This is a genomic window from Chroococcidiopsis sp. TS-821 (assembly GCF_002939305.1).
GTDB lineage: Bacteria > Cyanobacteriota > Cyanobacteriia > Cyanobacteriales > Chroococcidiopsidaceae > Chroogloeocystis.
In genome coordinates, this window is the sequence record NZ_MVDI01000001.1 from 946,315 (window position 1) to 970,356 (window position 24,042).

25 protein-coding genes are annotated in these 24,042 nt (G+C 44.0%); 5 read left to right on the top strand and 20 right to left on the bottom strand.

Annotated features, from left to right (window positions below; translation table 11 throughout):
- The first annotated feature begins 176 nt into the window (after nucleotides 1–176).
- From B1A85_RS25785 to B1A85_RS04410, 3 genes are all read left to right on the top strand, one after another.
- A complete protein-coding gene (locus tag B1A85_RS25785) occupies nucleotides 177–545 on the top strand; it encodes an ATP-binding cassette domain-containing protein (protein WP_104545670.1) in 369 nt (122 codons plus the stop codon).
- 222 nt (nucleotides 546–767) lie between these two features.
- The gene (locus tag B1A85_RS04405; RefSeq protein ID WP_104545671.1) at nucleotides 768–1,001 is read left to right on the top strand and encodes a Nif11-like leader peptide family natural product precursor; all 234 of its coding nucleotides are present in this window, start codon (nucleotides 768–770) and stop codon (nucleotides 999–1,001) included.
- A gap of 951 nt (nucleotides 1,002–1,952) precedes the next feature.
- On the top strand, nucleotides 1,953–3,959 hold the full coding sequence (locus tag B1A85_RS04410; RefSeq protein ID WP_210404169.1) for a cytochrome-c peroxidase: 2,007 nt from the start codon (nucleotides 1,953–1,955) through the stop codon (nucleotides 3,957–3,959).
- A gap of 69 nt (nucleotides 3,960–4,028) precedes the next feature.
- On the opposite strand, the gene B1A85_RS04415 is transcribed toward B1A85_RS04410, so the two are convergent.
- The 16 genes from B1A85_RS04415 to B1A85_RS04480 all read right to left on the bottom strand — a co-directional run bounded on the left by B1A85_RS04415 (nucleotide 4,029) and on the right by B1A85_RS04480 (nucleotide 18,489).
- A complete protein-coding gene (locus B1A85_RS04415) occupies nucleotides 4,029–6,707 on the bottom strand; it encodes an RNA helicase (protein ID WP_104545672.1) in 2,679 nt (892 codons plus the stop codon).
- 103 nt (nucleotides 6,708–6,810) lie between these two features.
- Nucleotides 6,811–7,623: a pyrroline-5-carboxylate reductase gene (gene proC / locus B1A85_RS04420; protein WP_104545673.1), complete on the bottom strand. Its 813-nt coding sequence runs from the start codon at nucleotides 7,621–7,623 to the stop codon at nucleotides 6,811–6,813.
- A 64-nt stretch (nucleotides 7,624–7,687) separates the two neighbouring features.
- Nucleotides 7,688–8,284 (bottom strand): cell division protein SepF, encoded by a 597-nt coding sequence (locus B1A85_RS04425; RefSeq protein WP_104545674.1) that lies wholly within the window; start codon nucleotides 8,282–8,284, stop codon nucleotides 7,688–7,690.
- 376 nt (nucleotides 8,285–8,660) lie between these two features.
- Nucleotides 8,661–9,356: a YggS family pyridoxal phosphate-dependent enzyme gene (locus B1A85_RS04430; protein ID WP_104545675.1), complete on the bottom strand. Its 696-nt coding sequence runs from the start codon at nucleotides 9,354–9,356 to the stop codon at nucleotides 8,661–8,663.
- A complete protein-coding gene (gene pipX / locus B1A85_RS04435; RefSeq protein WP_104545676.1) occupies nucleotides 9,353–9,622 on the bottom strand; it encodes a transcriptional coactivator PipX in 270 nt (89 codons plus the stop codon). The genes B1A85_RS04430 and pipX overlap by 4 nt, the downstream gene beginning before the upstream one ends.
- 198 nt (nucleotides 9,623–9,820) lie before the next feature.
- Entirely contained in the window at nucleotides 9,821–10,210 is a 390-nt protein-coding gene (gene acpS, locus B1A85_RS04440; RefSeq protein WP_104545677.1) for a holo-ACP synthase, read from the bottom strand.
- Nucleotides 10,211–10,292: 82 nt separating this feature from the next.
- Entirely contained in the window at nucleotides 10,293–11,756 is a 1,464-nt protein-coding gene (locus B1A85_RS04445) for an anthranilate synthase component I (protein ID WP_104545678.1), read from the bottom strand.
- Complete coding sequence (locus tag B1A85_RS04450) at nucleotides 11,757–12,638, bottom strand: energy-coupling factor transporter transmembrane protein EcfT (protein ID WP_104545679.1); 882 nt, start codon at nucleotides 12,636–12,638, stop codon at nucleotides 11,757–11,759. It lies immediately after the preceding gene.
- Nucleotides 12,639–12,758: 120 nt separating this feature from the next.
- Entirely contained in the window at nucleotides 12,759–14,117 is a 1,359-nt protein-coding gene (gene der, locus B1A85_RS04455) for a ribosome biogenesis GTPase Der (protein WP_104545680.1), read from the bottom strand.
- A 194-nt stretch (nucleotides 14,118–14,311) separates the two neighbouring features.
- On the bottom strand, nucleotides 14,312–14,995 hold the full coding sequence (plsY, locus tag B1A85_RS04460) for a glycerol-3-phosphate 1-O-acyltransferase PlsY (protein ID WP_104545681.1): 684 nt from the start codon (nucleotides 14,993–14,995) through the stop codon (nucleotides 14,312–14,314).
- A gap of 95 nt (nucleotides 14,996–15,090) precedes the next feature.
- A complete protein-coding gene (locus B1A85_RS24270; RefSeq protein ID WP_210404170.1) occupies nucleotides 15,091–15,261 on the bottom strand; it encodes a hypothetical protein in 171 nt (56 codons plus the stop codon).
- A gap of 192 nt (nucleotides 15,262–15,453) precedes the next feature.
- On the bottom strand, nucleotides 15,454–15,657 hold the full coding sequence (locus B1A85_RS24275) for a methyltransferase domain-containing protein (protein WP_210404260.1): 204 nt from the start codon (nucleotides 15,655–15,657) through the stop codon (nucleotides 15,454–15,456).
- Nucleotides 15,615–15,809, bottom strand: coding sequence for a hypothetical protein (locus B1A85_RS24280; RefSeq protein ID WP_210404171.1), 195 nt, complete (start codon nucleotides 15,807–15,809; stop codon nucleotides 15,615–15,617). The genes B1A85_RS24275 and B1A85_RS24280 overlap by 43 nt, the downstream gene beginning before the upstream one ends.
- Nucleotides 15,810–15,871: 62 nt before the next feature.
- The gene (locus B1A85_RS04470; protein WP_104545682.1) at nucleotides 15,872–17,047 is read right to left on the bottom strand and encodes a DUF3086 domain-containing protein; all 1,176 of its coding nucleotides are present in this window, start codon (nucleotides 17,045–17,047) and stop codon (nucleotides 15,872–15,874) included.
- An 82-nt stretch (nucleotides 17,048–17,129) separates the two neighbouring features.
- A complete protein-coding gene (locus tag B1A85_RS04475) occupies nucleotides 17,130–17,525 on the bottom strand; it encodes a DUF3119 family protein (protein WP_104545683.1) in 396 nt (131 codons plus the stop codon).
- A 166-nt stretch (nucleotides 17,526–17,691) separates the two neighbouring features.
- A complete protein-coding gene (locus tag B1A85_RS04480; RefSeq protein WP_104545684.1) occupies nucleotides 17,692–18,489 on the bottom strand; it encodes an MlaE family lipid ABC transporter permease subunit in 798 nt (265 codons plus the stop codon).
- 441 nt (nucleotides 18,490–18,930) lie between these two features.
- Here B1A85_RS04480 and B1A85_RS04485 point away from each other — a divergent pair, with 441 nt between their 5' ends.
- Together B1A85_RS04485 and B1A85_RS04490 are read left to right on the top strand one after the other, a co-directional pair.
- On the top strand, nucleotides 18,931–19,224 hold the full coding sequence (locus B1A85_RS04485) for a hypothetical protein (RefSeq protein ID WP_104545685.1): 294 nt from the start codon (nucleotides 18,931–18,933) through the stop codon (nucleotides 19,222–19,224).
- 311 nt (nucleotides 19,225–19,535) lie between these two features.
- Nucleotides 19,536–19,979: an Hsp20/alpha crystallin family protein gene (locus B1A85_RS04490; RefSeq protein ID WP_104545686.1), complete on the top strand. Its 444-nt coding sequence runs from the start codon at nucleotides 19,536–19,538 to the stop codon at nucleotides 19,977–19,979.
- Nucleotides 19,980–20,239: 260 nt separating this feature from the next.
- Here B1A85_RS04490 and aroF read toward each other — a convergent pair whose 3' ends face one another.
- The 4 genes from aroF to B1A85_RS04510 all read right to left on the bottom strand — a co-directional run bounded on the left by aroF (nucleotide 20,240) and on the right by B1A85_RS04510 (nucleotide 24,020).
- Entirely contained in the window at nucleotides 20,240–21,301 is a 1,062-nt protein-coding gene (gene aroF / locus B1A85_RS04495) for a 3-deoxy-7-phosphoheptulonate synthase (RefSeq protein WP_104545687.1), read from the bottom strand.
- 165 nt (nucleotides 21,302–21,466) lie between these two features.
- A complete protein-coding gene (locus B1A85_RS04500) occupies nucleotides 21,467–21,940 on the bottom strand; it encodes a PAM68 family protein (RefSeq protein WP_104545688.1) in 474 nt (157 codons plus the stop codon).
- A gap of 15 nt (nucleotides 21,941–21,955) precedes the next feature.
- Nucleotides 21,956–22,225: a 30S ribosomal protein S15 gene (gene rpsO, locus B1A85_RS04505; protein WP_104545689.1), complete on the bottom strand. Its 270-nt coding sequence runs from the start codon at nucleotides 22,223–22,225 to the stop codon at nucleotides 21,956–21,958.
- A gap of 139 nt (nucleotides 22,226–22,364) precedes the next feature.
- On the bottom strand, nucleotides 22,365–24,020 hold the full coding sequence (locus tag B1A85_RS04510; protein ID WP_104545690.1) for an alpha-amylase family glycosyl hydrolase: 1,656 nt from the start codon (nucleotides 24,018–24,020) through the stop codon (nucleotides 22,365–22,367).
- Nucleotides 24,021–24,042 lie beyond the last annotated feature (22 nt).

The following is a 24,042-nucleotide window of genomic DNA, read 5'->3' on the forward strand; positions in this document are numbered from 1 at the left end:
AAAAATAACTTTTCAAGTTTTAGCTGTTTATTTTTATAAGCATTTTCTATCAAAAGATAGGGAGTTACTAAACTTTTAATGTGAGTACATTTGGGTGTATTAATAACATTTTTTTGCCAAGAAAGTAGCTACTGCTGATTTGGTGAAATTGTTTTTGCTGAAGGGAGATTTTAGTCATGGTATTGAACTATCAAATTCGTAGAGTTGTGGCGTTGGTATCGTCGGCGTTTCTCTTGCTCACTGCTTGTCAAGGAGAGGAAACAGCAGAATTAACAAAAGCAGGAGGAGTTTGTCCAGCAAAACTACGATTTGCTGACACTGGTATCAAAAATCTCTGTATGTTACAGAATGTACTGTTTGGTGCATGGGGTAGAAATCGCAACCCTTGGAAAATGTTTTTTCCCTTTAACGATCGCTATAAAGCCGTAGAATGTCTCGACCGTGTTGGTCTGAATGAATTTGCAGCTCGTCGTGCTAGGGACCTTTCAGGCGGACAACAGCAACGAGTTGCGATCGCGCTGATGTTGATGCAAGATCCGGACTAGAAAAAATGCAGCGATCGCTTTTAAATTACTAACGTCTCCTACCATTAAATAAGCTATTTGCAAGTAGTTCAGATTACATTTTTCTTAATTTATGTCAAGAGTTCTGTAAATTTGCCGTTGAGCAAGCTATGCTCAAAGTAGTTACAGCAGCGCCGACATGACATGAGCGTGCGGTTGCACTGGGAAGTGCAGGAAATACTCATAAAAAGGAGATTGATTGTCATGGCACAAGAAACCGCTGCCCGATTTTTTAAAGCTGTACAACAAGATCACGCCTTACAAGAAAGACTCAAAGCAACGTCTGATCCAGAAGCTTTCATCAAAATCGCTGCTCAAAGGGGTTATAACTTCACTTTAGAGGATTTAGATCAAGCTATTAGCAAGTTGTCGCCAGAGGAATTTGCTGCGGTGATCAATCCTGGCGTTTCTCCTCGGCGTCATCTAGTCCCAAGGTAAGCATATATCACGTTGTTTGGTTTCAATGCCAACAATTGAGCTTACAGGTTTTAAGTTCGTAAAATTTTGATTATGCAAACTTTAAAAACCATAAGCAATTAGACTATTTCAAAACGCAATCTTGTGTCAATCCCATACCTAATACGTGTGGGATTTTTGTTACTCAGGCAAGTATCATTATCAAGTGCTTTTATGATATCAATTAGTGGTAAATAGTAACATACAAATAATATTTGAATTAATCAAAGACGATTGAATATTTTATAAACTATTGAGTATTCAGTTAAGATTTAAATTCTTTTATTATTGATTTTAACCATTTTATGATAATACTTTATATACGCTTAGGTTACTGAAGAATAATCTAAGAATTTGGTGCGGGTACGAAAGTTGGTATTTAAGGTTTGTAAATCAAAAGTCACCGAGAAACTCTATATCTACACACTTTACTACCTTTACTACATTTTTTAAGATTTTTTTTAAATATAAAGGAACCAAAACCTAAATGTATAAATTGTGTATAAGTTATGTATGGCTTTTATGTAGAGGCAACATTTCTCAGTGAAAATGAATAGAATTATTTGGGTAGTTCATATTCTTACTTTATGTCAACTTGAAGAATACGTATAAAGTCTAGAAATTTTTGGGCTGAAAACTAGTAAGTATGTTTATTCACCAACGATACTGTTACTGACAGACCGAAATTGGTATCTGAATAACAACTCAGGATGAGATTGCCAAAGGTTTTGTAAATGTCTTAGGACGGAGAGAGTGAGTCGAAAATTATCACTAGGTATTTTTAGAGAAAAATTCCGAAAAAGGTTAAGTCAGAGTTTGCGGGTGTTAAATTTAGTAAGAGCAAATCTATTAAAAACCCTGAAAACTAATCATTTAAAAAATTGTACTTTTCGCCAAAAAAATCACTTCACAAAAAAGGTATATGGAGTAGCAGTGACGGTTATAGTTGCGATCGCAGTACTCGCAGGTCATACCGTATCTGCACAGTTGGTGCCGCAAGCACCCTCACAACCGTTAACATCACTCAAAACCGTACCGATTCCTGAACCAGCAAATTTAGGAGAATTTGTAAGCGATCGCGCCGCAGCGATCCGTTTAGGAAAGGCGTTGTTCTGGGATATGCAGGTTGGTAGTGATGGAATTCAAGCGTGCGCGAGTTGTCACTTTCATGCGGGAACCGACACGCGAGCCAAAAATCAGCTGAGTCCAGGATTACTGCGGGTTAATGCTGATGGTAGCCCTAATCCCGATCAAACGTTTAGTGTAGGCAGTGGACCTAACTACACGCTTAAAGCAGGCGACTTTCCATTTCACAAGCTTGCCGATCCAAATAATCGTTCTTCCGCAGTCCTTGCAGATAGTAATGATGTTGCAGGTTCGCAAGGTTTACCGCTCGCTAAGTTCAACAGTACGACTCCAGGTAGCGCACAAGATAACGTTACAGTACAACCTGACGCGGTATTTCATGTCAATGGAACCAACGTCCGACAAGTTACTGAACGCAACACACCAAGTACAATTAACGCGGTATTCAACTTCCGTAACTTCTGGGATGGTAGGGCACAAGACGAATTTAATGGAGTCAACCCGTTTGGTTCGCGCGATCCAAATGCGCGTGTTATTAAAGCATCTAAACCGACAGCATTGCCGCAAGAAGTCAAAATTAGCTTGAGAAATGCTTCACTGGCTTCACAAGCCGTAGGACCACCGTTGAGTTCGGTTGAAGAATCGGCAACTGGTCGGATTTTTCCTGATATTGGCAATAAACTCGTTGGTACAACAAAGCGTCGGCTACTTCCGAGAGAGACAGGTAAAAAATTACGTGCGTTGCGACCACTGGGCAAACAACTGGTCGCGACTGACGATAGCGTACTTGGTGGTCTAAGTCGAGGAAGACAACCAGGGTTGAACACAACTTACACTGCCATGATTAAGGCAGCATTTAAGCCTGAATGGTGGAAATCTGCGTATCTCATCAACGTTGATGCTAACGGAAATCGTAGTTTTGTGCAAAGAAAAGCTTCCCAAACCGCAGACGCCGATGGAATTGTCGACCCTGGTCAATTACCAAGTCAGCAATTTACGCTGATGGACTACAATTTCTCGCTGTTCATGGGACTTGCGATACAAATGTACGAATCGACGCTCGTCTCGAATAATACACCGCTTGACCAATACCTTGAAGGGAATGCAAGTGCTTTGACGTCTGCTCAAGTGCGCGGTAAAGAACTATTTGAAGGCAGGGCTAAATGTATCAACTGTCATGGTGGTGCAGAATTTACAAATGCATCAGTGAGAAACGTACGTAATGCGCGGCTTGAACTGATGGAAATGGGTAACGGACAACTCGCAGTTTATGACAATGGCTTCTACAACATAGGCGTGCGACCAACGCAAGAAGACTTAGGCGTAGGCGGGAAAGATCCCTTTGGCAATCCGCTATCGGAAACGCGACTAGCACAGCAAGGGAAATTTAACGCCCTATTAGGTACCAATCCTAATATGACAGTTGGTGCCGGCGATCGCGTTGCCGTCGATGGTGCATTCAAAACTCCAGGACTACGTAACATTGAACTTACTGCTCCTTACTTCCACAACGGCGGACAATTAACACTGCGGCAAGTCATTGATTTTTACAATCGCGGTGGCGATTTCCACGAGGAAAATATCAACAACTTAGACCCAGATATCGAAAATCTGAACTTAAGCGAGCAAGATAAAGATGACTTAGTGGAATTCCTTAAAGCGCTAACTGACGAGCGCGTGCGGTTGGATAAAGCTCCGTTCGATCACCCGCAACTGTTTATTCCTAACGGACATCCTGGAGACACAGCATCGGTTACGAATGATGGTACGGGTCAAGCTACAGATGGTACGCTGTTGGAACTGCCAGCAGTAGGTCGTAATGGTGGTCGTGGTAGACCAAATTTCTTGTCTTGAACTAGAAGCTTTTAGCCATGAGCAATTAGCAACCAACGCTAATTGCTTTTTTTTAGGCAAAGATTCTTACTACTCCACAATTTCATTCACTGGGAAGCGGTCTAGTAATTGCATTGCTCGATAGGCGTTACGCTGTAAAGCCTCTGATAAATAAGGAATGTGAGGTATCTGCGATAGCAAATCGAGTGTCCGGCGTAATAGCCGCACAACATCGCCTTCATCCAAGCTAGTATTCGCGCAAAGTTCTGACCACTCTACTCCTAACGCCCACTGTTCGACTAATGCTACTAAGTCGTATTCCAACCAAATGGGAAAAGCCACGTTGTAACGGCGTTGCAGTTGAAATAATTGACGACGGATAGAGCGCAATCCGGCGAGGGCTTCTTCGACTTCAGAAGCTAAAGTATAGCGCACCCAACTATCTGGACGGGTATTTTCGGTTACAAGGGCTGCAATTGCTGCTGCTAGGTGATGCGGATCGAGTTGATCGAATTCTCCGCTACTTAGAGCAAGTCCTAGCCATAACTCATTGTCACCGCGAATTGCTGCTGCGACTTGTCCTAAATGCGTTGGTACTAACTCATTTAAGCAACCAAACCGTTGCAGAATTTCAATCAAATGTAAGAATTCTTCCCAATGATGTTGAGACAATTGACTTAATTCGGCTTGTCGTTCGACTATTTCTGCTTGCAGCTGCAAGATTTTGTTGCGGCGCTTGAGGATTGTTGCGGGATTATCAGATTTGTGTACCGGATGCGCTTCTAACTGGGCTTCTAAAGCTGCAACTTTTGCTTGTTGTGCCAAAACTTCAGGGGCAGCATTTAATTGTGCGACATTAGGAATTTGCCGCGCGATCGCCGCTGTTTCTTGATTTCCCCGCCGCGATTGACCTGGCTTTAATGGCATTTCTGCTGGTGGCAGCAGATCGCCTGCAATTTCTAGTCGTGGTAACTCTGCATGTAAGTCGACAACATCGCTTGTCATTGCGACATACCAACGGTTATCTTGTCCTAAGCAAACCAAGTAAGGTGCTTGACCCGAACCTGATGTTTTCGCAACTAAAACGGCGGGGATGGGTGTTGCGGTAGGAACGTGTTTGCCTCGCAGACTCAATAGCGTTCCTGACACTGCAAAACTTAGTGTTAAACCTAATTGTTCTGCTCGTGCTTCTTGCGCTTGTTCGTGAAGTGTCTTCAAAAGTTGGCGTTCTACTTTAATCCGTTGGCGTAATTTCTCATACTTTGCCACCTGTTCCATGTCTATAGATTCTAGCTGCGCCTCGATTTGCGCGACTTGCGCTTGCAGGTGGGCAAGGGACTCATAATGTGGTTTCAAATACAATGTAGCTAGATACTGCCCAAAGCTGCGTTCGATAAGTTCCTTGGCTTCTTCGAGTGTATGGGTTTGTAGTAAATTTAACACCATGCCGTAGCTCGGTGTAAACTGGCTTACGAGTGGATCGGGTTGAGCTGTAGCAAGATACGCAGCTTCTTTAGCACCTTCAAATGGTGTTTGTAGCGTAACGACGTGACCAATTTTATCCATGCCACGACGTCCTGCACGCCCTGCCATTTGCAGAAATTCGGAGGGATTGAGAAGTCGGTGTCCGCGATCGGTACGCTTAGAAAGCGTCGAAATCACGGTTGTTCGTGCAGGCATATTAATTCCTGCAGCTAGCGTTTCGGTTGCAAAAACAACTTTAATTAGTCCTTGCTGGAATAGTTCTTCGATTAACCCTTTCCAAGTTGGCAGGAGTCCTGCATGGTGTGCAGCAATACCGCGATAAAGTGGTTCAATTTGCCCTGCACGTCCGGCTTCAGGATTGCGGGCGAGAAACGCATCGATTTGTTGTCGCAGCTGTGCGGCTTCTGCTGAGTTAACTAACGACATATCCAAATTGGCAACAGCTTGGTCGCATCCTCGACGACTGAAGATAAAGTAAATTGCTGGTAGCATATCCTTTGCTGCCAACTGCGAAATCGTATATTCCAAACTTGGTGATTCGAGTCGCACCCCATTTCTACGTCCACCTTTCGCGTGAATCGCATCGCTGCTTCCTGGCTTGGGCTTTAAACGCGGGTTGATTTTAGATTTGCTATTGTCTAGAAGTGGAAATAACCCTTTAGGGTTGCAAAAGTAAAATTCTAAAGGAACTGGGCGAAATTCTGAGTAAATGAGCTCTGTTGGACCGTGAACTCGATTGATCCAATCAGTGAGTTGTTGACTATTGGCAATTGTTGCGGAAAGCGCGACTAATTGAATTGTTGAGGGGCAGTAAATAATCGATTCTTCCCAAACAGTACCTCGTTGGCGGTCGTTCATGTAGTGGCATTCATCGAGAACGACAGCTTCGACATCTACCAAAGACGTTCCTACTTCTCCGATAGGCGTTCCGTAGAGCATATTACGGAAAATTTCTGTAGTCATCACTACAATTGGCGCATCGCGGTTGATGGAAGCATCGCCTGTGAGGAGTCCTACCATGTCTGCTCCAAAGCGATCGCGAAAATCTCGTAGTTTTTGATTAGAAAGTGCCTTCAGTGGAGTTGTATAGAAAACCCGTTTCCCACGGCTTAATGCCCGATAAATTGCGTATTCGCCAATTAATGTTTTTCCCGAACCTGTTGGCGCACACACGACAACCGAACGACCTGCGTTCAATGCTCGAATTGCTGCCAACTGAAACTCATCGAGTTGAAACGGAAATATCCTTTCTAAATTTAGTGTTGGAAACAGTTGCGAGTTCACTCAATAATAACTAACTGGCTATTTGCTGATGCGACTAACTTGCAAGCGACGAGCAGCTTGACTTGATTAAATTATAAACGCTTAAAACCCTTAGAGAATTTTTCTAGTCCTTTGCGCCTAATTCTTGCGATCGCAGCGCTGCGGCTTTTACAGCGGCAATCAACGCCGCCCGAAATCCTCCGCGTTCTAGCTCAGTAACTCCGGCGATCGTTGTGCCTCCTGGACTTGTCACGCGGTCTTTGAGTTCAGCTGGATGCATTTTTGTTTCTTGTAACAATTGCACTGTTCCGCGTACAGTTTGCAGTGCAAGTTGAGTAGCGATCGCTCGCGGTAAACCAGCAGCAACGCCACCATCGGATAGCGCCTCGACGAGTAGGGCAACATACGCAGGTCCTGAGCCTGATAATCCTGTGACTGCATCCATCAGCGTTTCTGGAACTTCTACGACTTCTCCGACCGCAGAAAACATCTGCTGGGCTGTTTGTTTGTCACGCGCACTGGCACGCGACCCCAATGCAAATGCAGTCATCCCAGCGCCTACAGTGGCAGGCGTATTAGGCATGGCGCGAATGACAGGAAGTTGGGGAAAAGCCGTTTCTAACTGCGACAGCGAAACTCCTGCTAAAATTGAAACTATCAACGGCGTTGATGCTAGAAAAGCTTCGCCTAGCTCGGCTGTAACGGCGGCGAAAACTTGCGGTTTGATCGCCAAGAGAATTGTAGATGCTTGCTGCGCAACAACTCGATTATCTTCTATAACCGATACACCGTATTGTTGCGCTAGGTAATCGCGTCGTTCTGGTGATTTCTCGCCGACAATCACCTCGGTTGGTTGATAAACGTTTTGAGAAATCAAGCGGGATAAGAGCGCTTCTCCCATTACCCCGCCACCAATCATGCCAAGCTTAACAGACAACTGAACAATTCCTGTGTTGACAATGGTAGTAGCAAATGCAATAAGTTAAATTCAAAGTGCGAGTTTAACTTGACTGCGCGATTCGAGTCGAATCTGCTGACCAAACGTGGCTGTTGACCGTTGTTGTCCGTTCTGTACGCACTTGCGTTTGAGGAACTTCCTGCACGACTCCCGACTGCGTTGTCACTTGGACGCAAATAGGAGTGAATAGAAAAATACTATCGCCGACACGCTCTTGATGACCGTCAATTGCATAAGTTCCCCCAGCAACAAAGTCAACTGCGCGTTGAGCTAAATCGGGGTCCATCATTGTCAGGTTAAGAACAACCGACTTACGCTCGCGTAAAGCTTGAATCGCTTGTGGCATTTCTTCAAACGAGCGGGGTTCCATCACGATCACTTCATACATCCGATTTCCAGCCTCATGCATGCCGATCACGTTATTCATCGAAGCTGCTCCTACTTCGTGATTAGGTTCTAGTGTAATTCTTTCACGTACGCGCCGCCGCGGACGAAATTCTTCTTCGACTGGTTGCGGAGTTTCAGTCTGGTAAGTGTGGCGGTAACCGTTATCATCGACTTCGTATTCAATATCATCGTCAATATACGGATCTTCGTCTAATCCAACAATCTTTTTGATCTTCGTAAAAATTTTGCTCACTGTTTCACTCTCCCTGTCTATTCACAACTATCTAGTTAACTGGGAAAACTTATTTTAATCAAGTAGAAATGCGATATCGATTAATTTAGGTCACGCTACTCCTAATTCATTGTTTATTTTGGTCTTACCCTCAACGAGATTTTCGATTTTGGAGTGCGTTAGCGCACGCAGGATTTCTCCCGAATTTGCAGCACTTTTGATTGAGAAAAGCTCTTTTAGAGAGTATCTAGCATTCAAAAGTTAAAAACTTAACTCGTTGCCTTCGATCGAAATTGCATAGTGCTCTGGTTAATACTATCTTTTTTGCCTGTACTTCAACCGCGATCCCACTGAACTTTTCGTACTGTTTAGTTAAATTCATGCTACGCGCCAACAATTAACTTTCAGATTCGGTAGTATTTGATATCTTTGGTCTTGCCCCAAATAAAATACGCCCTAGTCTCACCATCGTTGCTCCAGCTTGCACTGCAAGGAGATAATCGTCAGACATTCCCATAGAAAGATGTTGCATTGGCATATTAGACCAGTGTTGTTTTTGAATGCGTGTCGCCAGTTCGCGCGTCTGTTCAAAAAGATTAAGAATTTCTAAATCACTCAATCCTAAGGGTGGAATTGTCATCAAACCTTGAATATCTAAGCGATCGCATGCATTCAGTGCGGGTAAATCTTGAAGCAGTTCAGACACGCTCCATCCTGTTTTATTGGGATCGCTGAGCCATTTGACCTGCAAACATACCTTTGGCTGACACGACATCTGCATCGCTAGTTGGTTTAAGCGTTGTGCTAGCTTTAAGCTATCAACCGAATGAATCCATTGAAATTGTTCTAAAGCTTTTTTGGCTTTGTTTGTCTGCAACCGTCCGATCATGTGCCAAGTGACATCGGTTAAATCTTGTAGCTGTGCTTGTTTGCTTGCGGCTTCTTGAACGCGACTTTCACCAAAATCTCGGATTCCGGCTGTATAAGCTTCTCGCATCGCTGCAACCGAGACTTGCTTAGTGACAGCAATTAAGCGGACTGTATGTGGCAGTTTTTCGCGGATTTCGGCAATCCGTTCAGCAATCGAACTCATTGGAAGGTACGTTGCAAAATTGTTTGTAGCTGTTCGTATTCTTGAGTTTGTCCGGTACGGCGTAGCATTCGTAGGCGATTTTCTAACAATAAACGAGCTTCTGAGCGACCAATTGGTTCAAACTTCATTCCTGATGTTGTCGTCGATACCAAAAAAAATAGTCTTTGCGCATAAAGCGTCGTAAACAGTTCCTGGTGTTCCTCAACAAAACAGACTCTGTACAATAGACCGAAATTTGGATGATTGATGTAATGTTCTGTACTCATTCCCTCTTGGTATGTCGAAGATTTTGCTTTGTTGAGACTACCTAATTCACAGTGCTGATAATATCTTGATTTGGGGTCGGTATTCTACTGTTGGGTTATGAATAATCGGTGAAACAAGCTAAGTTGTAGGATAAACTTGGTGCTAATTGCCGATAGCTGCAATTACCCTGCTGCTTAGTTTTGTTAACTTTCACTCGCTTACTCATAAATCAGAATTGCTACTGCGATCGCATAGTCGCGGTCGTGACTTAAACTCAATTGCCAAGAGAAGTTATTCCAAGTTGCAACTAATGCTGCGGCTTTCCCGTGTAAGTATACTGTAGGTGCGCCACTCATTTGACGCTGAATTTCAATTTCAGTGTAATTAATACCTCGCCAACCTGTAGCTAGTGCCTTTGTCACTGCTTCTTTCGCCGCCCAACGCCCAGCTAACTGATGAATTGAAGGACGACTTGGTGAATTGATTGCGTATCCACAATCATATTGTTCGGTTGCAGTATACACGCGGTGTAAGAAGCGATCGCCAAACCGCTCTAGCGCCGCTTGAATGCGTGGAATATAAACAATATCAGTTCCTAGTCGAATCATTATAGTAGAGGTCAGGGGTCGGGGGTTAGGAGCATGTAGCAGAGGAAAATCTATTCAAAACTTAAAACTAGCCACTAACCACTCACTCCTCACCCCTAGTTTGATTCAGTGCGGCAAGTTGTGCTTGCGCTTTATACAGCGATTCGTGCCATTCTTTTTCTGGGTTGCTATCAGCTACGATCCCGGCGCCAACTTGACCCCAAACTTTTAGAGTGGCAGGTGTCGTTGTAGAAGACGTTGGAGCTAATAGAAGTGTGCGAATTAAGATATTCAAGTCTATGTTACCGCGCCAATCAAGATAACCACACGAACCATAAAATAAGTTGCGGCGGACAGGTTCAAGTTCTTCAATAATTTCCATACAGCGGACTTTTGGGCAACCGGTAATCGTTCCACCAGGAAACATTGCTTGAATTAAATCAATCGGGCTGTAGTCTGCTTTCAAAGTGCCTTTAATATTACTGACAAGATGCATCACGTGGCTGTAGCGCTCGATCGCGAGTAATTCATCAACCACGACTGAACCCCAGGTACACACGCGCCCTAAATCATTGCGTTCGAGATCGACGAGCATGATGTGTTCAGCGCGTTCTTTAGTGTTTGAACGTAACTCTTGGGCAAGCTGGCGATCGCTTTCAGGTGTCGTACCGCGCGGTCTCGTTCCAGCAATAGGTCGTGTTGTTGCTTGTTGTCCGACAAGCTGTACTAATCTTTCTGGAGAGCAACTCGCGATTTCTCCCCAAGGCGATCGCCAGTAACTCGCAAACGGTGACGGATTGATTTTGTGTAATGTTTGATAAATTTCCCAGCCTGAGGCTATTGTTTCTGTTTCAAACCGCAGCGAAAGATTTGCCTGAAAAATATCTCCAGCTTGAATATACTTTTTAGCACGCCAGACGATGTTTTCGTACTCGGTCTGAGAAGTCAGGAAGTGTGGTAAAGATGGGGGGTAGGGGGGCAAAGGAGCAGAGGAGCAAAGGAGCCTGCGCCGTGCGGGGGTTCCCCTCGTTGAGGTGACTGGCGCAAGCAAAGGGGTAGAGGGAGATTCTACTAGATGATGTTCTAACTGGTCTAATTGTTGCGGATCGGAGGTTGCGAGATAAAGGATTTGCTGCCAATGGTCGAGGACTGCAAAGCATTCAGGTTCATACCAAAATGCTACCGGAAATGGTAAGGAATCTTGCTTGAGAGTCGGCAGTCTTTCAATTTCCCAGGCTAAGTCATAGCCTAACCACCCTAGCCAACCTCCCGTAAATGGCAGCGTCGAGTGAGGAGGTACCACAAGCTGATTTGCAGCACTCAGAAGCCGCTGACGAAGACAAGGTAGAACTTCGCCGACTGCTGGAATCCACATTTGGAGACAACCGTTAATTGTCCGAGGTTTACCTGCACAGAGCGAATAGCGAGCTTGGGGTAAGCGGTCTGGTGGCGACGGATAAGGACTTTCTAACAGCGCTGCAATTGTATCTTGTGCAAACAAGGCAGCAAAAATCTGCGTACCAGTGCGATTTTTGAGAGGAAGCGATCGCCAATACCACGGTTGCATTTATGCTTCGTTACCCCAAACAAATCTTGCACTCCAAAAAGCTATTAAACATATTATGGCAATCCAGTCACGGCTTCTTAAGTGTAGAGCGTGCCATTGTACGCGATGTTCGTTCGGACTTGTAAAACCGCGTACCATCATCGCATTAGCCATCTGTTCGGCTCGGAGTAAGAGATTCTCTAGCAATCGTTCTGCTACCATCATCCAGACTTTGACCGCACCTTTAAGCCCTAGTTTTTTCCAATTAATTGCCCGCGTCCGCACTGAACGTGCTAAATTCTGTACTTCTTCTAAAACTAAGGGAATAAACCGTAGTGCTAGCGTCAACGTTAAGGCAATTTCTGTTACAGGAAGTTTGAACCAGCGTAAAGGTCGCATCAAGCTTTCGATTCCAGCGGTAATTTCCTCAGGAGCAGTTGTCAATAAAAATAAATTAGTACTGTAAATCAAAGTAAACAGAATCGTACTTAAGCGAATTGCTAAAACCAAAGAACGACGGGTGACAGTAATTGGTCCGCGCTGAAAGAGAACGTACTGATAATCCGAAGGTTGTGGAATAAAACTTAACTCATCACTTGGGAGACGAGGTTGATAGTCAATACTGAGCGTATCTGGACTTGCAGCGCCGAGTAGTAAAACAAAAAATGCTACTGTTAATAGCCAGCCCATCTGCTGACGCCATACTCGTAAAGGAATTTTGGCCGCAAACGTAATCAGTACAAGTAATCCTACCAGCATAATTCGCCAAGCAGAATTTGCCAGAATCGGCATGAGTAAAAAGCTCAATAACCAAGCTAACTTTACCCTAGGGTCGAGCCTATGCAACCAAGTCAGCGGTTGTTCAAGGTAAAGCCCCATTGGTAGCGATCGCAGTAGATCCATTTTTTGAAGAGGTCAGGGGTCGGGGGTCAGAGAGTTGAAGAAGCAGGGGAGAATAAATAACGACAACTTTTACGTCTTCAACTCAAAACTCGAAACTAGTCACTAGTCACTCACTCCTCTTTACACGCGAGTTGCACGATTAGCAGTGTTTTCTACGTCACGGGCTTTCTTGCTACGCCATAGTAGACGAATGGGAGTTCCATGAAAGCCTAGGTGCTGTCGAAATTGATGTTCGATGTAGCGTCGATAGTTTGTGTTGAAACGCTCGGCTTCATTAACAAACAGAGCGATTGAGGGAGGTTGAGTGCTTACCTGTGTGCCATAGTAAATTTTACCTTGACGCCCTTGACGCGTCGTGGGTGGCGAATGCCATCTTACAGCTTCTTCGAGGATTTCATTAATCACCGAGGTAGAAACTCGGCGTTTGTGCGCTTCAGCTGCTTGCGTCACAAGCTCTAGAATCTTTTCGACACGCTGTCCTGTTTTTGCACTGACAAAGATCATTTCTGCCCAATCGACAAAATGCAGTCTTTCTTTCGCGTGCTTTTCGTAATCGTAGATTGTGTACGAATCTTTTTCTACAGCATCCCATTTATTGACGACGATGACACAAGCACGTCCTTCTTCTACGATTCGTCCTACAAGTTTTTGATCTTGTTCTGTCACGCCATCGAGCGCATCGATCACCAACAAAACGACATCAGCACGGCGGATTGCTTTAAATGCGCGATTGATCCCAAAAAATTCAGGACCGTACTCGACGTTTTTCTTTTTGCGAATACCGGCAGTATCGATTAAGCGGTAAACTTGTCCCTGGCGTTCAATCACGGTATCAATCGTGTCGCGGGTTGTACCAGAGATAGGACTAACGATCGCTCTTTGCGTCCCGACAAAGGCATTTAACAAACTTGACTTGCCTACATTCGGGCGTCCCACAATTGCCACTTTAATTTCATCAGTTTCAGGAAGTTCGCTTACGGGTGGAATGTAGGTAATTAACTGATCGAGTAATTCTCCTGTTCCGCTACCATGGATTCCGGAAATAGGATACGGTTCGCCGAGTCCTAGTTCCCAAAATTGTGCAGCTTGGGCTAAACCTTGCTCGGGTGACTCGCATTTATTCACGGCTAAAAGTACAGGAACAGGTTGCTGTCGCAGCCATTCGGCGATCGCTTCATCAGCGGGAGTGGGTCCTGTCTGTCCATCTACCACAAAAATTGCAGCTACGGCTTCGGCTAATGCTAAGCTTGCCTGTTCTCGGATGAGGGGTAAAAACTCTGTATCATCATCAAAAACGAGTCCGCCCGTGTCAACGACAACGAATTCGCGATCGCGCCAGTATGCATTCGAGTAAGTGCGATCGCGCGTGACCCCAGGTTCATCGTAGACAATCGCATCCTGCGCGCCAGCTAAACGATTGACTAGCGTTGATTTACCCACATTTGGGCGTCCAATAATAGCAACAACAGGCAAAGACATAATTGTGGCTGCAAGAAGCTTCAGTCTTCTATTCTAGCTGCTTTCTTAAAGAGGCAGGAAACTAAAGGCAGTTTTGAATTTGTATCAATAAATTTTGGAAATGGCAACTGGTTAGTAAAAGTGAAGGATGGTTAGTAACTAGTCACTAGCCACTAACACCTGATATTCTTCTGGTTATTTGACCGGCGATGATTTTAAGGCTCAACACTTTCTTCTGTTGTGGAAATTTTTTGCCCTATTTTCGGTTCTGTACCGGCAAGTAAGCGCTGTATATTGCTACGATGGCGCATAATGACATAGACACCAGCAGCGATCGCAAAGAGCACATAAGGTAGAGGTTGACCGAAGACAAGCATCAAGAGCGAAACTGCGATCGCGCCTGCAATCGAACTGAGTGAAACAATTCGCGATATTGCTAAAACTACACCAAATACCGCAGCAGTAGACAATGCAACTTGCCACGACATTGCGAGTAAGACGCCTAAACTCGTTGCTACTGATTTACCACCCGTGAACCCTAACCAAATCGATTTACTATGTCCCAGAATGGCAAAAATTCCCGCAAATGCTACCATCCATGATAGCCAGGTTGCCAAACTGATATTGGCAGGAATCAGATTTTGACTTGCGGCAAAATTGAAACTCCAGCGAACAAGGGCGATCGCTAAGATACCTTTTAACGTATCAATCACTAACACAAACAAGCCAGGACCTTTGCCTAGTGTCCGCAGTACATTTGTCGCACCAGTAGAACCTGAACCATATTCGCGAATATCAATACCTTTTAGCAGTCTTGCTGCGGTGTAACCTGTAGGAATTGAGCCCAACAGGTAAGCCACTAGCAAAATTGCTGCACACAAAATTAACCAAACTGCCATATAAGTTATAGTAAGTAAAAATTAGCACTACTTGAATATTGGTACTTGATCGCTGGTAACTGCTAAGCGCCAAAAAAATGTTTAGCAATCAACAACTACCCATGACCTATTACCTTGCTATTAGCCTGCTTTGCTGAAACCCCTACAGTTGAATAGTATATTGCCCATGCGTGCGGATCTTCTGCAAATTCGTAACATCGTTCAATATCCTGCTGCGTTGCTTCACCTGTTGCGATGTATTTTTCTGCAAGTTGCGCAGTAGACATTTGTTATGACTATTGCAGACTCCTAAGCCTCCTTGAGAAAAGGTAGCATCGTTTTCGCCAGATAGTTGCTGCAAGACAAACTGTTGACATATTGCAGGGAGTTTCACATCCAGAGGCTAATTCATACCTCGACTTGCAAACATTCGCGAAATAGCACAATTGACGCGGTTAACTGAGTAACAAGCTGTATCTTTACCTGCGATCGCTCTTGCAGCAGAAAAATTCAAGTTCTTCTTCGGTGACAAGCCACCCGCCAAGCTTGAGTAAATCGATCTTTCTTGACAATGCAACTTGGAAGTTAGGAAGATGGATGAGAACGTAACGCGCATGAACAAGGTCAAAGATACCATTTTTTAGCGAACAATTCCGGATATCTGTTTCTTGATAGTTTGGTATTTGCGATACCGCATATTGACATCAACAGCCGTCACTTTGCCGTCGCTTCCGATAATCGCCGCTAGCCAATGCTCGATCGAGCCTGCGCGCCGAAGTTGTTCAAGCTCTGGAGAATGCTGAGGATCAGTAAACACATTTACTGATTCTGACATTCATCTCTATTTACAACGCAGTTTCAGCCATTATACAAGCAGACTAGGTCTTATAGCTGCGTTCAAAAATCGTATTCTCTTTCTCTTACCATTTTTTGAGGATCGGGAGCGAAGGCTAACCATAAAGGAAATTGCAGAAGACCCAAGCTGATTTTATCTTCGGAATCATCAATGATAATCAGCGGCATAAAGTTGCCTTTCACAAGGCGTTCAGCTTTTAAGGCTACCGCTTCAGGAGTTTCAAACAAACCAACACCGCGATCGGGACCAAAATCAGGGCGCGAAATTCCTAAGCAATCTTGTAAACCGCGTCGCCAGTCGCCGAGGCGTTCCGGAGTATTGGCTAGAATGAGCGTGCGGAGGCGATCGCCGTATAATTCATGTAAAACAGAAATTACCGCTGAAGCAATCAGGATATTCTGTAAGCGGCTACCCATTGTGCGTAATGCACCGCGCCCTCCTTGCGTAAAAAACCAATTCGCGGCACGTTCAGCATGAATGGGTTCAAACGTACGACGCAGTTTCCACGGTGGACCATAGTAATCTGGTTCAGCACGGTATTCATCAAGCAAGCGACGAATTTGCTTTGCCGTCGATTGAAAACGCGGTTCGGCGAATTGTGGTGTGGATTGTGGTTCTTCAACTGGTTTGGATTGGGGAATCTCTTCAGGTTCTTCCTTGACTTTTGAGATTTTTGGTGCTATCTGCAATTGTTCAGCAGCTGCGGCTAAATCTTGCAAGCTACCGGTAAGATAGTCTTTAAAGCCTTGAACGCGAATTGCCAAGTCTTGCGAGACTCCTGCAAATGTGGTACGCATCTCTGCGCGAATTCGTTCTTGACGACGTTCGAGTTGTTCTACGGCGATTTGTAACGACTGTTTGCGTTGTTCGAGTTGTGCTAAAGATTCTTGTATGACTTGTTCAAGTGCAGTTTGAGCGTGATTGACTTGCTCGGATAGTTTTTTACGCTGCGATTGCAGTGCGGCGATTTCTTTTTTAAGTTCTGCAGCTTGACTTTCTAACTCGCTTAATTGTTGTTGGGCTTTGATGGCGCGATCGCGTTCCAAATCAGTTTCGACTTGTGAAAGTTGTTCTAACTCGACTAAAAAATCAACTTCAGATTCTGATTCGCTACTTGCATCTCCTTCGGGTAGAAATTCTTGTGGAGAAGCTTGCGCTTGTGCTTCGTCAGAGGTTTCATTCGTTATTTCTGGAGTTTGTGGTTCGTCTTGATTCATAAAAATGAATTGAAATTCAGCAAGCAATTAATGAAGAAATATCATCTTACTATTTGCGAGTTCCTAAAAACTATTTTCTTTTCTAGCTGCTAGCTGTTCTTTTAGGAAAGCGCTGTTCTAAACAGCTTTTCAGTAGTTTGGGATCGAAAATAATAGGGAGAAAATGAATACTTTTAACTTCTTTGAAGTAAAACAGGATAGGAACATTGAACCAGAAAATCTCCCAATTTTCCCAATCTTGATAGGGGAAGTGACGAATTAAGTTTTCACCTCGATATATATCAAGTGCTGTGTCTGTAAATTGTAGGCGTAAAGTTCCTGCTTGAAACATGAGAAATAGACCAAACAAAGCGATCGCACCGCCAAGCCATGGTGAAACGAGTAACAGCAAAATTGCCAGTATCGCAATCGCGATAGGTAACTTATAGCTCGGCGCAAGTTCAATCGTTGTTGATGAAAGTGGAGAGGAAGGAGTCATTTTGCATCCTGTTCTACAAGTACACTTCACTTTATAGCAATTGAAGAGATGCTTAGGACATGGCAGGAAGCTCAGAGCTTTAACCATAGCTTGCTTTTAATAACCCTGACCTCTGACCTTCGATCTCTGACCCCTGCTATACTTCCTATCTTAAAACCTTTAGTTATCAGATTCCGCGTAGCACTGCGCTGCCTGTTCCTTGAAACATTAAAGCAGTCAATAGAAAATTACTAATAAAAATAGCAAGCAATGCTGTCACAACGGCGGCTGTTGTGGATTGTCCGACACCTTTAGCGCCTCCAGTTGTTGTTAAACCCCAACTACAACCAATAATCGCAATGAGTACGCCAAAACAAGCTGCTTTAATCGTAGCGCTGCAAACATCCCATACATCGAGAAAGTTCCGCGCTGAATCGAGAAATGTAGTTTGAGAAAGATTATACACGTTGGTAACAATCAGCAATCCCCCGATCATGCCTGTTACTAACGATAAGAGTGTCAAAGCTGGTAGCATGACACAGCACGCAATCACGCGTGGAATCACGAGGTAATCAATCGGATCAGTTCTCAGCATATACAGCGCATCGATTTGTTCAGTTACTCGCATGGTGCCAATTTCTGCGGCAAACGCCGAACCAACGCGCCCTGCTAAAACAACTGCTGTAAGCACGGGGGCGAGTTCGCGAGTTAAGGCAAGCGCCAGCACGCCTCCCACTGCATTTCCCGCACCAAATTGGATAAATTCTCGCGCGACTTGGATAGTAAAAACAGCCCCGACAAAGGCTGCTGTAATCAAGGCAATTAAAAGCGATTCGGGTCCTACAGCTGCCATCTGATCGAGTGTATTCCGGCGATGAATTTTGCCTTGCAGCAAGTGAACGATGACTTGTCCGCAAAGTAAAATTGCCGCCAGCAGCCGCTGACTCCATATTCCTAAATTTGAACTACTGCGCGTGTCACTCAAGGTGTTGATGTTAATCTAAACATGTGGGTACACACAAACATAACTTAAAGGCTGGTTATTAGTAACTGGTAATTGGGAATTGGTCGTTACCAAAAACGCTGCTCAGTTAGAATTAATAGCCGCTGTCTAACTCTAGTTGCAAACGCAACCAGCTTGTCGAGCTTAATTTACTGTAAAAATCTTTTCAGAATTCTCAAAATTGTGGTGAGTTCCTCAAATATTGACGCAATGCCTGATAACCAAGTGCTACTCAGGCTTTGATCGGCTGTTATGAAAACGCAAAAATAGCTGAGTGACTTTACAACACTTAGAACAAGTAGATAAATCTTTTAATAAAAACTTAAGATTGTTGAAATTTACACGCGTTGAGCGCGATCGCTCGTATTGTAGAAGGTAACAAATGTCCTTTGGCTATCAACAACGGAAATTGCCTGCATGAGCATGAGCATTTTGTCCAACTTCCTCCGTTCGCTGCTACTCTCAATCTTTCTGAGTTTTGTCGTACCAATTTTGATTGTTGGTGCGTTGTTAGTCAGTACTTCGATTGTCGGTTACATTCCTGGGTTGCACGGAATTTCTCAGGCGATCGCCAATCAAGTTTTGCAGTTTTTAGCGACTTTTGGCAGTGGTAATCCTGTTGATGGATTGCTTGTCATCTCACTGACTTGCAGCCTTGTTGGAGGCTTGTTTGATACCTACGCTTTTTATCGTTATCAGAATTTACGGGGCGAGTGAAGAGTAATACGTAACAAGTAGCTAGTTGCTAGTGACGAGTAAAAGAGAATAGAGTATCTCCCAGTTCGCGCCCGTTGTTTTCACGCGCAGAAGGAAGCTTTGCACTGCAAACGAGGACGGAAAAATGAACTTTTGCTGTGCGAACAACCGAACTCACCAGCTTTCTTGTATTTGATACCTTGTTATCAGGTTGAGCTAAGTGCCTCAACTGGCTGAGAAATCAGCGACTGGAGTTTCGTTAAAAGTTAAGTACTCACGTCAAATCAGGATCTTTAGCTATTAATAGAAAGCCAGATTCGGAGGTTAAAAACATGGCATTAATTCGTTGGGAGCCGTTTCGCGAAGTTGACAGTTTGCAAAGGGACATGAATCGCCTATTCGATAGCTTGATGCGTGCAACTGACTTTGAGCCAAGCACCAGTATGACGTTTGTCCCTGCTGCTGAAATCGAGGAAACTCCTGAAGCTGTTCATCTAAGGTTAGAAATTCCAGGAATGGAAGCCAAAGACTTGGATGTACAGGTGACAGCAGAAGCAGTTGCAGTGAGTGGAGAGCGTAAGTCGGAAACCAAAACCGAAGAAAAAGGTATGACTCGCTCAGAATTTCGTTATGGTTCCTTTAGAAGAGTGATTCCTTTACCGGCTCGAATTAAGAATGATGAAGTTCAAGCAGAGTATAAGAATGGTGTCTTGAACTTGACTTTGCCCAAAGCGGAAGCTGAGAAAAGCAAAGTTGTGAAAGTGAATATTGGTTAAGGCTTTTGCATAAATAAAATTCAAGCTAAACAAGCCCTGAGCGCAATCTCAGGCTTTTTTATTTTATATAGCAAGAGTCAAAAGCTAGCTCTAGTAATATTTTTGAGCTTCTGCCATGTTCTGCGTATTGTCTTATCAGTTTGGATTGCGCAACCCCTGTCACGCATAGCTTTTCATCCTGACCTGTGACCTTTGTTATCTCAAATCGAGTTAATTTAGTTATGTTCAACTAAATTTGATACAACTACGTCAATCCTCCATTAATTTGATAAAGCGATCGCCGGTTGTTGCCAACGCGATACAGCTTTACCGATGACGCTTAGTTCTTGCATTAAACGGTCAAAACGTTCTGGCGTTAACGATTGCGGACCATCTGATAAAGCCTTTGCAGGGTTAGGATGGACTTCAATCATCAAAGAATCGGTTCCTGCGGCGACTGCAGCAAGCGACATCGCTGGAACATATTCTGCTTTACCGGTACCGTGACTCGGATCGATCATGATTGGTAGGTGGGTGAGCGATCGCAATACAGGAATAACTGCTAAATCGAGTGTGTTGCGTGCATACTGACGGTCAAAAGTCCGAATGCCGCGCTCGCATAAAATTACATTAGGATTTCCCGCTGCTAAGATATATTCTGCTGCCATTAGCCACTCTTCAATTGTTGCAGACATTCCGCGCTTGAGTAGCACGGGCTTGGGTTGCGCGCCGACTTTTTTCAGCAGCGAGAAATTTTGCATATTGCGCGCGCCGACTTGAACGACATCTGCAACTTCGGCAATTTTGTCCAAGTCAGCCGCATCCATTACTTCGGTAATCACTCCTAATCCACTTGCTGCGCGTGCTGCTGCTAGCAGTTCTAAAGCACTTTCACCATGTCCTTGAAACGCGTAAGGCGAAGTCCTCGGCTTATAAGCACCACCGCGTAGGAACTTTGCCCCTGCAGCTTTGACGCGTTGTGCTGTTTCCACAATCATTGTTTCGTTTTCTACCGAGCAAGGTCCTGCTACTACTACAACAGGATGATGTTGTCCGAAGTACACTGTACCGTTAGGTGTAGCAACGGCTACTTCACTGGCTTCCCCATGCCGGAACTCGCGACTAACTCGTTTAAAAGGTTGCTCAACGCGTAACACTTGTTCAATCCAAGGGCTAATCTCTTGAATTCGCAACGGATCTAGACTTGCAGTGTCTCCCACTAAACCTAAAACGACTTTGTGCTTGCCAACAATTTTTTCCGGCGTTAAACCCCATGTTGCAAGTTCTTCACTCACGCGGGTAATTTCGACTTCAGGAGAGCCGACCTTCATGACTACAATCATGTGTTAATTCCTTATTTTGTTGTTTTATGCTCTGTAAAAAATAAATTCTACACATTTCAAATATAACGCCCGCCTGCTCAGTAGTCTGAGTGACAGATGAGTGCTGCGCGATTGTGCAGCATCAAGGGCGATCGCAATTATTGAAGAGTAAGTACTAAAAATTTGTTATACGTTTTTTTGTCGTCTTGAGCGCCAGGCTGACAGCATCCGTCCCCAGTTGCTGGTGAACTCTTGCCAGCCTAGCATGCTACCCACAATTTCTTCATCCCAAGAAGCAGAAAGGACGCCGTACGATAGACCTAATACACCTAAACCAAAAAAGCCCATACTGACTAGCAAAACAGCTACGTTTGGCAATTTAAACCAACCGTGACTGACAATCAAGTAGCTGACAATGAACGTAGACATACCTAACGCCGTTGGTATACCACAAAAAGCTGCCATGCGTCGCGCCATGCGATCGCTCACCACTTTTGGTACTGCCATCTGTTCCCGCGTGACCGATGGTGCTCGATCGCTTTGGGTTGCCACTTCTTGTGTTTTTTTGACGACAGGAGTTTGTTTGCTTGCTTTTGCCGGTTTTTGACGTTTTTTACTTGGTTCAAAGGGCAAACGCTTGTTTTTAGGTTCAGGTGCCATGCAATTAATTTCTCCTTAACCGCGAATCCCAAGGCGGCTAATTAAATTTTGATACTGTTCTCGATCTTCCTTTTGCAGATAGGATAGCAGACGCTTGCGTTGACCAATCAGTTTTAATAATCCTCGTCGAGAAGAATGATCTTTCTGATTGCTTTTGAGGTGTTCGCTTAAGCGGTTAATGCGCTCCGTTAGCATCGCAATTTGAACAGCCGACGAGCCAGTATCTGTTTCGTGAAGTTGATAGTTGGAAATTAGCTCTTGTTTGCGCTCTTGCGTCAAAGCCATGATTTAACTCAATTAAGATAAATAGATTTATTGCAGCAATCTCTCATGTTACCACAGCCTTTAAGAATATGAGAGGTCAGAGGTCGGCGATCAGGGGTCAGAGGTTATTAAAAACTCCGCGTTCCTGACAGAAAATTTGTTACTGGTAAACGAATACTTGGGCTTGATGCGCTAATACGTTGATACGTAAACTATTTTCCTGCACTTCGACGATGGTATTGCTCAGCCACTCGCGACAAGTTCCATTTGCGGGAAAGTCTATTCGGTAATTTGTGAGATTGCGATCGCTCAAATTTACAATAACGATAACCCGCGAACCTTCATCATCCCAGCGTTGGTAAGTGAGTAGCTTTGTCTGCGGATCTTCTTGCAGAAATTCAATATTTGCTGTATGCAAAGCAGGGTTTTGCAGGCGTAACGCAATTAATTTTTGGTAAAATTCCCACAGTTCGCGATTTGCTGCGTTTTCTAACAGCGACCATTTGAGCGGATTTGGTTGATTCGGAGTTTGGCGCGTATCTTGACCAAATTCTTCACCCATACCAATCATCGGTATTCCAACTGCGGTCATTTGTAGTACTACCGCTAGTTTTGCTCGTTTAAATGCCTGTGCGTCAAATATACCGCGTTCGGCGAGTTCTACCATTAAGTGATTGCGATCGTGGCTAGCCAAGTAATGAACGACATTTGTCGCGTACGGAAATCCTTGGCGTTTCGCATCGAGAGTTTCTTTAAGCCGATCGAAATCGACCGTTTTACCGCTAACATGGTCTAAAACGAAAATCCGAAAGCTTTCACGCCAACAACCGTCCATTGAACCCGACTCGCCAGTTAATTCTGGTGTTTCCGGAATATGTTCGCCTACGTTATAAAAAGGCTTACTACCTGCTACGTATTTTGCTTGCTGCGCAATCCAATGCAGGAAATCGTAGTTTCCTAGCTGTTTCAACGCATCAAATCGAATTCCATCAATATGATATTCTCGAATCCAAAAACGGACGACATCACCAATAAACTGCCAAGCAGGTTTGATTTTTAGATTGTTGTCGTAATACTCATAATTAAATTCGGGACCCCAATAGTTATCGGGATCGTCGGGATTTTTTGCTGAGTGATAATACCAATAGTCGCGATCGACTAGTAATAAGGGACATTCTTCGTCTGAATGGTTATAAATTCCATCAATAATTACCCTTATCGCTCTTGCATGACATTCATCAACCAGCCGTTTTAGATCTGCGGTAGAACCATAACTTGATTCTGTAGCAAAGAAATGCTGTACTTTGTAACCCCAACTATAATTTCCCGCAAATGCATTTATTGGCATTAATTGAATAGTATTAATTCCTAAGTCACTAAGATAATCTAATTTTTCTATGACACTTGTGTATTTACTTTGTTGATTATTGCTTTCTTCGCCTATAAAATCAGCGATATGCATCTCGTATAAAACCATCGCAGAGTTTTGTGGAAGTGGTACGCGATCGTACTGCCAAACATAATTATCAATGACTTTCTTTCCTGCTTTGACACGTATAACACTACTGCCGGTAACTGTATCTACTTCTGTAGCATAAGGATCGATAACATCTCTCCACTCTGAATCATGGTTTGTTTCTACCGACTGCACTCGAAATTTATATTGATAAGTACCATCTTCTAGATCGGTAAAAGTGCGAAAAAAACCTTGCTCGTCTTTCTCCATGGAGATTTGAATCCAGTTTGAGAAAGAACCTATTAATGCTGCTTTTTCGTTACGAGGGGCAAATAGTGTAAATTCTATTTTGCTAGACATGAGTTTTTATTGAATAACTCTA

Bases quoted from the DNA above. Each gene is read 5' to 3' on its own strand.
- B1A85_RS25785 (WP_104545670.1), top strand. From the start codon at position 177: ATGGTATTGAACTATCAAATTCGTAGAGTTGTGGCGTTGGTATCGTCG.
- B1A85_RS04405 (WP_104545671.1), top strand. From the start codon at position 768: ATGGCACAAGAAACCGCTGCCCGATTTTTTAAAGCTGTACAACAAGAT.
- B1A85_RS04430 (WP_104545675.1), bottom strand. From the start codon at position 9,356: ATGAGTTCGATTGCTGAACGGATTGCCGAAATCCGCGAAAAACTGCCA.
- pipX (WP_104545676.1), bottom strand. From the start codon at position 9,622: ATGAGTACAGAACATTACATCAATCATCCAAATTTCGGTCTATTGTAC.
- acpS (WP_104545677.1), bottom strand. From the start codon at position 10,210: ATGATTCGACTAGGAACTGATATTGTTTATATTCCACGCATTCAAGCG.
- B1A85_RS04445 (WP_104545678.1), bottom strand. From the start codon at position 11,756: ATGCAACCGTGGTATTGGCGATCGCTTCCTCTCAAAAATCGCACTGGT.
- B1A85_RS04450 (WP_104545679.1), bottom strand. From the start codon at position 12,638: ATGGATCTACTGCGATCGCTACCAATGGGGCTTTACCTTGAACAACCG.
- der (WP_104545680.1), bottom strand. From the start codon at position 14,117: ATGTCTTTGCCTGTTGTTGCTATTATTGGACGCCCAAATGTGGGTAAA.
- plsY (WP_104545681.1), bottom strand. From the start codon at position 14,995: ATGGCAGTTTGGTTAATTTTGTGTGCAGCAATTTTGCTAGTGGCTTAC.
- B1A85_RS24270 (WP_210404170.1), bottom strand. From the start codon at position 15,261: ATGTCTACTGCGCAACTTGCAGAAAAATACATCGCAACAGGTGAAGCA.
- B1A85_RS24280 (WP_210404171.1), bottom strand. From the start codon at position 15,809: ATGTCAGAATCAGTAAATGTGTTTACTGATCCTCAGCATTCTCCAGAG.
- B1A85_RS04470 (WP_104545682.1), bottom strand. From the start codon at position 17,047: ATGAATCAAGACGAACCACAAACTCCAGAAATAACGAATGAAACCTCT.
- B1A85_RS04475 (WP_104545683.1), bottom strand. From the start codon at position 17,525: ATGACTCCTTCCTCTCCACTTTCATCAACAACGATTGAACTTGCGCCG.
- B1A85_RS04485 (WP_104545685.1), top strand. From the start codon at position 18,931: ATGAGCATTTTGTCCAACTTCCTCCGTTCGCTGCTACTCTCAATCTTT.
- B1A85_RS04490 (WP_104545686.1), top strand. From the start codon at position 19,536: ATGGCATTAATTCGTTGGGAGCCGTTTCGCGAAGTTGACAGTTTGCAA.
- aroF (WP_104545687.1), bottom strand. From the start codon at position 21,301: ATGATTGTAGTCATGAAGGTCGGCTCTCCTGAAGTCGAAATTACCCGC.
- B1A85_RS04500 (WP_104545688.1), bottom strand. From the start codon at position 21,940: ATGGCACCTGAACCTAAAAACAAGCGTTTGCCCTTTGAACCAAGTAAA.
- rpsO (WP_104545689.1), bottom strand. From the start codon at position 22,225: ATGGCTTTGACGCAAGAGCGCAAACAAGAGCTAATTTCCAACTATCAA.
- B1A85_RS04510 (WP_104545690.1), bottom strand. From the start codon at position 24,020: ATGTCTAGCAAAATAGAATTTACACTATTTGCCCCTCGTAACGAAAAA.